Raw genomic sequence first — 8,308 nt, 5'->3', positions numbered from 1 at the left:
CTCCATGCCCACCCCGGCTTACGACTTCCCCAGCGCCAAGGTGGTGGAGCCGCGCAGCCATCGCTTCCTTATCACCGGCTCGAATGGTCAGGCCGCCGTCGGCCAGCCCTATCGCATCACCACGCCGGACGGCGTCGTGCATCGCGGCGTGACCGGAGCGGATGGCTACAGCGACACCATCAAAAGCGGCTACGCCAAGCAGCTACACAACATCACGCTAGATACCGACTCAGGAGACGCCCAATGAGCAATTGGCAATCATTCCCGCTATTGAGTGGCGACGGCGTCACCCAGGCCGCCAATAAAGCAATGGCAATCGCTGAAAGCGAAGTACGCCTGCCCCCGGCCCGGCTGGACCGGGTGACGATCAAGCGCATCCCGCTGTGGTCTAAGCCAGGCCCGCAAAATTACGATGGAGAGATTTTCAAGTTCGGCCCCGGCCACTACTGGGTGGAGATCGCCCACGACGATCCCAAGATCAAGGAGAGTTACGGCTGGTATCCGGCAAGAGATATCAGAGCTATGTCTCCTCCCAAAATGTTGGGGGCCATGTGGGATGTAGAAGGGTGCATCAATGGCGACTCACCTGAGCGCCGAAAAGTGGATGACAAACAACCGCGAGCAAAGCCATATGAAAAGTTAGCTGGCCGCGGTATCGGCCATAAGCCTTACCCTTTTGACCCCAACCATGGCAATCCTGATGCCCGTAGCATCGTCCACCCCTATTTCCGGATCTACCGCTCCGATGAGCGTTCTATTGAAACCACCATTCAGCAAATCCGCGATTTCGCCGCCAGTTATCATTCCAAATATGGTGGTCGCTGGAGCTACCGCCTCGACAGCTTCGACGAAAACAACTGCCACACCTTCATCTGGCGGCTATTGCATGACTGCCAATTGGTCGATGCCAAGCTGCTCGACCCCGATACCGATATTCACTTTGAAAAGATCAACGGCAAGTACCCACTGGAAACGATAAAGGATGCGGTGATTGGGGGGCGCGGTGCAGTGGCCACCACTCAAATACCCATCAACGCCACTCGCAGACTCATCCGCCCCGACTACATCGCCAAAATGGAATCAGATACCAAACGCGCCCTCGACATGCTGGCCAAGCAAGGTATCCAGCCATGAGGCGATGGTGGCCTTCTGGTCTGAATCTGTTTTTGGTGTTTCTCATTAGCCTCGCGTTGCTGGTGGTATCGGCTCTGGCCGGCTATCCCGCTTCGCAAGGCATACTGACTAAGGCATTCATCATGGCAATTCCTCAAAATATTGACCGTAATGGCAAGGTCATTCAACCTAATACCGAGTACTACGTCAGGCACGCCACTAGGATGTTTTCCAGCGATTATTTCGATGGGGAAATTCTATCCCCGGAAGTCGACGAACAAGATGAGATCGGCTCATCGATAATAATGATCAATCGTGATCATAAAATCACCCTCCAAAGAGCTGATATCAGGAAACGCGAACCCTACACCCTCCCTATCGACTATGAACATTTCGGCATCAAGGTCAATGGCATTTACTTTTTTGGGCTAGATGCGGATGGCAAAATTAATCGCCTGATCACTGTAGAACAAGCATTAAACGAGCCGAGCTATATCAAAGCAGGTATTTATGTCGCAAAGATTCGTTCAGCGGAAAAAGTAACCCGAACCGAAACCAGCCCCGCATACTTCAGCTACTGGCCTAGCAACGGCCAACGCAAAGAGCTACGCGGCTTCTACGTCAAAACAGATGGTCGTAAACGTACTTGGCTAGATATCTACACCGAGCAAGGGACTAAAGAGCAGCCTGACCATGAGGCCAACTATCAGGCCAAGCTTGAATCCTTCACCGCCGACATCCCCCTTAAGATCCTGGGCATCAAGACCGATGGCCGCTACCTGCTCGGCGTTCTGCCAGACGGCAGCGCCGGCTTCCCCCGCCCGGAACTGGATGCGCTGGCAGACCAACGCCACATCGAACTGTGGGTGGCCGATGGCCAGGTCTATCGCGCCACGCTAATCACCTTCGTCACCACCGGCGAAAACTGGACCAGCTACGACAAGGACGGTAATTACCTCAAACGCTGGGGCTACGACATCGAGAACGGCCGCAAGGTGGAATGGCAGCAAAAGTTCGACCGTAACGTGGGTCAGCGCGGCGGCGAATGGGTGCCGCCACGACCGCAAGACGCGGAAGAGGACTGAGGACCCATGCCAAATAAAGAGTCCACCATAAGGCGATGGCGGCCTTCCGGCTTGAATCTGTTTCTGGCATTCATCATCAGCCTCGCGCTGCTGGTGGTATCGGCTCTGGCCGGTTATCCCGCTTCGCAAGGCATACTGACTAAGGCGTTCATCATGGCAATTCCGCAAAACATCGACCGCAATGGCAAAACCCTCATCCCCGACACCGAGTACTACGTCTGGCATGCCCCTAGGGTATTTTCCACTGATTATTTTGATGGTGAAACCCTCTCCGCCGAACAAGCAGAACTTGGCAAAAAAAATGAGGGCGGCGTCTCCACGCTGAAAATCAACCGTGATCATAAAATCATCTTCCGCCGCCTAGATATAAATAAACGCGAACCTTTTACCGGCACCATCGACTACGCGCGCTTTGACATCAAGGTCAATGGCATTTATTTCTTCGGCCTGAATGCCGATGGTCAAATCAACCAACGACTTACCATAGAACAAGCCTTACAACAGCCCGCCTATGTAAAAGCTGATATCTACGTAGCCAGAATTCGTTCAGCGGAACAAGTAATCCGACCTCGAACGGGCGCGACGTATACCAACTATTGGTCTAGTAATGGCCAAATCAAAGAGCTACGCGGCTTCTACGTCAAAACCGATGGCCGCAAGCGTACTTGGCTAGATATCTACACCGAGCAAGGGGCTAAAGAGCAGCCTGACCATGAGGCCGATTATCAAGCCAAGCTTGAACCCTTCACGGCCGACATCCCCCTTAAAATCCTCGGCATCAAGACCGATGGCCGCTATCTGCTCGGCGTTCTGCCCGACGGCAGCGCCGGCTTCCCCCGCCCGGAACTGGATGCGCTGGCGGACCAACGCCACATCGAACTGTGGGTGGCCGATGGCCAAGTCTATCGCGCCACGCTAATCAGCTTCGTCACCACCGGCGAAAACTGGACCAGCTACGACAAGGACGGCAACTACCTCAAGCGCTGGGGCTACGACATCGAGAATGGCCGCAAGGTGGAATGGCAACAAAAGTTCGACCGTAGCGTAGGCCAGCGCGGCGGCGAATGGGTGCCGCCCCGGCCGCAGGACCAAGACGATGATTGACCGCCACCGCCTTGAACGCCTGGGCCGTCACCTGATGATGATCTGCCTTATCGCGCTGACGCCGCTGGCCTATACCGGCGCCATCCATCCGATCATCAGCCTCGGCGCGCCCGCCGGATTGCAATACCTCTACTACGCCATCGGTCTGGCGCTTGCGCTACTCGTCCCCGCCCCGCTGTTGGCCTACCTGCTGGCGTCTCGCTTCCCGCAGGACTGGCAAGTCTTGAGCCTGTGCTGGCGCGCCTGGGCCAGGCCCGCCAGCGTCGCGCGAGTCAGGTTGTTACAGCTATTCATCCTTGACCCCTCCCACCCTAAAACCAGCACCTTGATGACGATAGGCATGATTTACGCTCCCGCCGCGCAATTGCTGCTGCTTCTGCTAAACAAACTGACTCCCCCCTCACCATTTCGGCTTTTGGGCACCCCACGGGGAGGAACTGCTCCTGCCGCTCTGAGTAGCCATCATTTAGAAAGGTGACGTCATGCCGGTTGATCTCGAAAGCCTGCGCGCCCCCGATTACGAGCAGGGCAAACCGCCGCGCCTCTGGGCTTGGCTGTTGATCCTGCTGCTGGTGATGGGCAGCGGCGCGGGACTGACCCTCTACCTGTGGCCGGCGGATGCCCCGGCCAGCGGCTGGCGCTTCTGGATCAGCTTGCTGGGCCTGCCCTTCGTCATCTACCTATTGATGCTGGCGCTGCGAATGCGCGACCTCGAAAGCTGGCGCAATCAGCTCTATCTGGAGGAGCTGGCGCGCCAGGAGGTGGAGCAGAACAATGTACAGTTTGGCCAGCAGCCGCTGTCGCTGCTGCACGGCGTTGCCTGGAGCGCAGCCGGCGATCTGGCGCAGACCCTGACCAGCGTTCAGGCGCACCACCCGCTACTGGCGTCAACCTTGGCGCACGGTCATCGCGACGAGGTGGTGCGCCATACCCACCTCCCCGATAAAGACCTACTGGACTGGCAGGCCGCGCCCGAGGAGCGCATGTCGCAACGGATTGAAGATGCGCTAGATAAGGCCATGGAATCGCTACCGCCCGCGCTGCGCGCGCTGCCGCCTCAATGGCCCTTGCATGTCGAATTACAGATCGACACCGATGGCGTGGCCGTCGATGTGATCGCGCTTTGGCGGCGGCAATGGGCATGGCGCGAGCTTCAACCGGCCCCGGCATCGGAAACCCTCGTCGCCGCCAACGGCATGGCGCGGCTGGATAGCTGGCTGGATCAAAGCGCCCCCAAACACTACCAATACGCGCGGCTGATTGTCGCCGCGCAGTTTTACGAACGCCCGCCGGCTAACAGCGCCGAAGCGGTATGCGCCGTCTTGCTGGCCTGGCCCCAAGGCGAGGACGAGGACCGGCTCCACCGGCCGGTGAGCAGCCAAGGCCGCACCGCCGACGCCGTGCTGGCCGAGACGCTGCTGTTCAGCGGCTGCGAGCCGGCGCAACTGACCGCGCTGTGGTCGGCCACCGGCCAGAACGACGCCCCCTGGAACGCCGCGCTGAGCCAACAGCAGCCCCGCGCCGCCGTCCTGTCGGTAGACCACCAGATCGGCCATGCCGGCGTGGCGGCGGAATGGCTGGCGCTGCTGCTGGCCTGGCAGGCCGCCGGCCCCGACACCCCGCAAGGCTTTCTGACCCGGCACGGCGAACACGACGCCATGCAGGGCTTCGTCTACCAGGAGAGCGGACATGCCGCCCAAAGCTAAACTACCGCCACCGCCGTCCCTACCGCCGCCCAAGCGCCTACTCAGCAAGCTGCGCCTGCGCTGGAACTGGGCCATGGTGTTGCTCATCGCGGTCTTGCTCATCATCCTGGCCCTGCTGCTGGATGAACGCCTGGGCTTGTCCGCCAACGGCCAGCTGCCGTGGGTCATCTGCGGCATCGCCTTGTGCTGCGTGCTGTTGCTGGCGCTGAGCGACGCCTTTGGCACGCTGTCCAACTGGCTGACGCAGCTCCGCTGGCTCCCGCGCCGACAAGCCCGCCAAGCCGCCGCCCCATCCAACGACGCTCAGGCTGAAAGCTGGGGCGCGGCTTTTGAACTGATCGCCCAAGACTGGCGCCAGCGCCCGGCCCGGCAGCGTCCGCACTGGCTGCTGCTCTGCGGCGCGCCCGAGGCCGTCCACCAGGCGGTGCCGGCGCTGGCCCGGCAACTCTGGCTGGAAACCGACGGCATGGTCTTGATCGACGCCTCCGCCGCCCCGCCTCCAGGCGGCTGGCGGCGGCTGCGCGGGCGCTGGCGGACGCCCGCCGACGCCGTCATCGCCCTGCTCCCCGACGCCGCCGACGCCGCCGCGCTGGCGGAGCGCGCCGAACAGCTGTCCATCGCCTGCGGCTGGACCCTGCCGCTGACCCTGTGTCAGCGCGCGCCCGACAACGCCGGCCCCGGCATCGCCGGCTGGCCCATATCCACGCTTCCCGCCAACGCCGACGGCTGGGCCGCTCAGGCCAGGGCCTGGGCCGATCAGCTTCCCTTGCGCGGCATTCCGCGTCACCCCGGCGCGGCGGCCCAGCCCTTTCTGCTGCGCTGCTCGCAGTGGCTGGAACGCGAGCGTCAGGGACTCGCCTCCGCCTGGCAGCGCTGGCGCGACGGCCTGGCCGCGCCCTCCGCCGTTAAGGCGCTGGCCTTGGCCACCTGGCCGGCCGACGTCCGGCTGTGGAGCGGCGCGATCAGCCAGGGCTCCGCCTTTGCCCCGCGCCGCCGCAGCCGCCCTTGGCAACGCCGGCTGGCCGCCGTCATCGGCGCGCTATGCCTGTTCTGGCTGGCCGGGATGCTGGTTTCCGCCTATCAAAACCATGGCTTGATCGCTGAGGCCCAGGCCGCCGTCAACGCCCAGCCCAAAACCGCCACGCTGGACAGCGCGCTGCGGCTGCAACGGTTGCTGGAGAAGCTGGAAACCCGCCAGCAGCTCGGCGCGCCGTGGTCGGCCCGCTTCGGCCTGAACCGCGACGCCGCCTTGCTGGAGCGCTTGCGGCCGCATTACGCCCGCGCCATCGGCCAGGCGCTGATCACGCCGGCGCGCGGCCGCTGGGCGCAGCAGCTGCAAGCGCTGAACCAGACCCCCAGCGCGGAACTGGCCTCCGATCCGGCCCGGACCGAACAAGGCTATCAGGCGCTGAAAGCCTATCTGACGCTGGACCAGCCGGCGCGCGCCGAACCGGCCTTCCTCGCCGCCCAGCTGACGGCCCCCGCCAACACCGCCCGTGCTGACTTTTCCCCGGCGCTGCTGCGCGCCATGGCGCAGTTCTACGCCGAGCGGCTGGCCGGCCAGCCCGCCTGGCGCATCCCCGCCGACGCGGCGCTGGCCGGGGCCAGCCGCCAGACCCTGATCGGCCAGTTGGGCCGCCAACAGGCCGACGACACCCGCTATCAGCAGATCCTGGCCGAAGCCGAAGCCAAGCATCCGCCGCAGACGCTGGCCGCCTTGCTGCCGGGCCAGGACCTGCGCGGCCTGTGGCGCAGCGAATCCAGCCTGCCCGGCGTGTTCACCCGCAAAGCCTGGGACGAGCATCTGCGCGCCGCCTTCGCCAACGCCCACCGCCGCCAAGGCAGTGCCGGCGACTGGGTGCTGGGGGCCGGCGAGGCCGGTCAGGGCAGCGCCGGCAAGGCGCTGGAAGCCGCGTTGCGCCAGCGCTATTTCGCCGACTACGCCCGCGCCTGGCAACAATTCCTCAACGCGGTGTCCTGGCAGACGGAGGCCAAGCTGGCCGCCAACGCCCAGCAATTGCAGGTCTACGCCGATCCGCAGCGCTCGCCGCTGCGCGCCTTGATGGCGCTGCTGCGCGACAACGCCCGCGCCGGCGAGCGCGTGGACAGCCTGGGCGCCAATCTGGTGGACAAGGCCCAGGCGCTGCTGGGCAAGGCCGACGCCAGCGCGCCGCAGCTGGAGGGGGCAACGGGCAAACAGGAAGCCGCGCCGCTGGCGCAAAGCTTCGGCCCGCTGCTGCGGCTGCTGGAGGAACGCCAGGACGGCTCCGCGCTCAGCCTGCAACGCTATCTGGAGCGGGTGGCGGCCACCCGGCTCAAGTTGCAGCAAGTGGCCGCCGCGCCGGACCCGGACGCCGCCGCCCGCGCGCTGGCGCAGGCGGTGTTCCAGGGCAAGGGCGGCGAACTGGCCGAGAGCCGCGATTACGCCGCCCAATTGGCCGCCAGCCTGGGCGAAGACTGGCAGGGCCTGGGCCGGCACCTGTTTCTGCAACCCTTGGACCAATCCTGGCACACCCTGCTGCAACCGGCGGCAGCCAGCCTCAACCAGCTGTGGGACCAGAGCATTGTCCGGCCGTGGCAGGCCAGCTTCGCCGGCCGCTACCCCTTCCACCGCAGCGACGCCGACGCCTCCTTGCCGGAGCTGGGCCGTTTCCTGCACCCCGGCGACGGCCTGGTGCAGCAGTTCGTGCGCCAGCAATTGGGCGGAGTGCTGGAACAACAAGGCGATCAATGGTCGCCGGACCCGGCGGCGGCGCAGGCGCTGCGCTTCGACCTGAACTTTCTCAACGAATTGAATCGCCTGTCGCGGCTGTCCAGCCTGCTCTACGCCCAGGGCGACGCCGGCATCCGCTTCGAACTGAAGCCCACCGCCACCATCGGCCTGGAGGAAGTCCGGCTGCAACTGGATCAGCACAGCCTGCACTACTTCAATCAGATGACAAGCTGGAAGGCGCTGAGCTGGCCCGGCGATCCGCTGAAGGCCGGCGCCAGCCTGCAATGGCAGACCGAGAAGACCGGCCTGCGCCAGACCCAGGACCATCCCGGCCGCTGGGGCGTGCTGCGCCTGCTGGAGCAGGCCCAGCGCGAACAGATTGACCGCGCCAGCTGGCAGTTGAGCTGGGCCTTGCCGGACGGGCATCAGGCACGCTACCAGCTGCGCAGCGAGGCCGGAGCCGGCCCGCTGGCCTTGTTGCAGCTGATCCAGTTCCAGCTGCCGGCGCGGATTTTTATCGTGGAGCCTAACTCGCCGCCCGCCGCGGCCAAGCCGGCCCGGCGGCCCCAACCTTGAGGAGACGCGAA

At 63.7% G+C, this 8,308-nt stretch carries 7 protein-coding genes; all 7 read left to right on the top strand.

Annotated elements, in window-relative coordinates:
• Positions 1–247 (top strand): hypothetical protein (locus ACODRW_RS18545; RefSeq protein ID WP_488906406.1); only part of this gene is annotated, 247 nt, incomplete at its 5' end.
• On the top strand, positions 244–1,134 hold the full coding sequence (locus ACODRW_RS18540) for a hypothetical protein (RefSeq protein ID WP_488906405.1): 891 nt from the start codon (positions 244–246) through the stop codon (positions 1,132–1,134). The genes ACODRW_RS18545 and ACODRW_RS18540, both read left to right, overlap by 4 nt.
• Entirely contained in the window at positions 1,131–2,198 is a 1,068-nt protein-coding gene (locus ACODRW_RS18535; protein ID WP_488906404.1) for a hypothetical protein, read from the top strand. Before ACODRW_RS18540 ends, ACODRW_RS18535 begins: the two co-directional genes overlap by 4 nt.
• Positions 2,199–2,249: 51 nt before the next feature.
• Positions 2,250–3,302, top strand: coding sequence for a hypothetical protein (locus ACODRW_RS18530; RefSeq protein WP_488906403.1), 1,053 nt, complete (start codon positions 2,250–2,252; stop codon positions 3,300–3,302).
• Complete coding sequence (locus tag ACODRW_RS18525) at positions 3,295–3,780, top strand: hypothetical protein (RefSeq protein ID WP_488906402.1); 486 nt, start codon at positions 3,295–3,297, stop codon at positions 3,778–3,780. Before ACODRW_RS18530 ends, ACODRW_RS18525 begins: the two co-directional genes overlap by 8 nt.
• A gap of 4 nt (positions 3,781–3,784) precedes the next feature.
• On the top strand, positions 3,785–5,008 hold the full coding sequence (locus ACODRW_RS18520) for a hypothetical protein (protein ID WP_488906401.1): 1,224 nt from the start codon (positions 3,785–3,787) through the stop codon (positions 5,006–5,008).
• Positions 4,992–8,297 carry an ImcF-related family protein gene (locus ACODRW_RS18515; RefSeq protein WP_488906400.1) on the top strand — a complete coding sequence of 1,102 codons (3,306 nt, stop codon included), beginning with the start codon at positions 4,992–4,994 and terminating at the stop codon, positions 8,295–8,297. The genes ACODRW_RS18520 and ACODRW_RS18515 overlap by 17 nt, the downstream gene beginning before the upstream one ends.
• Positions 8,298–8,308: the final 11 nt, after the last annotated feature.

The organism is Chromobacterium sp. FG89 (genome assembly GCF_057808735.1).
This window is presented reverse-complemented; position numbering and strand designations above follow the sequence as displayed.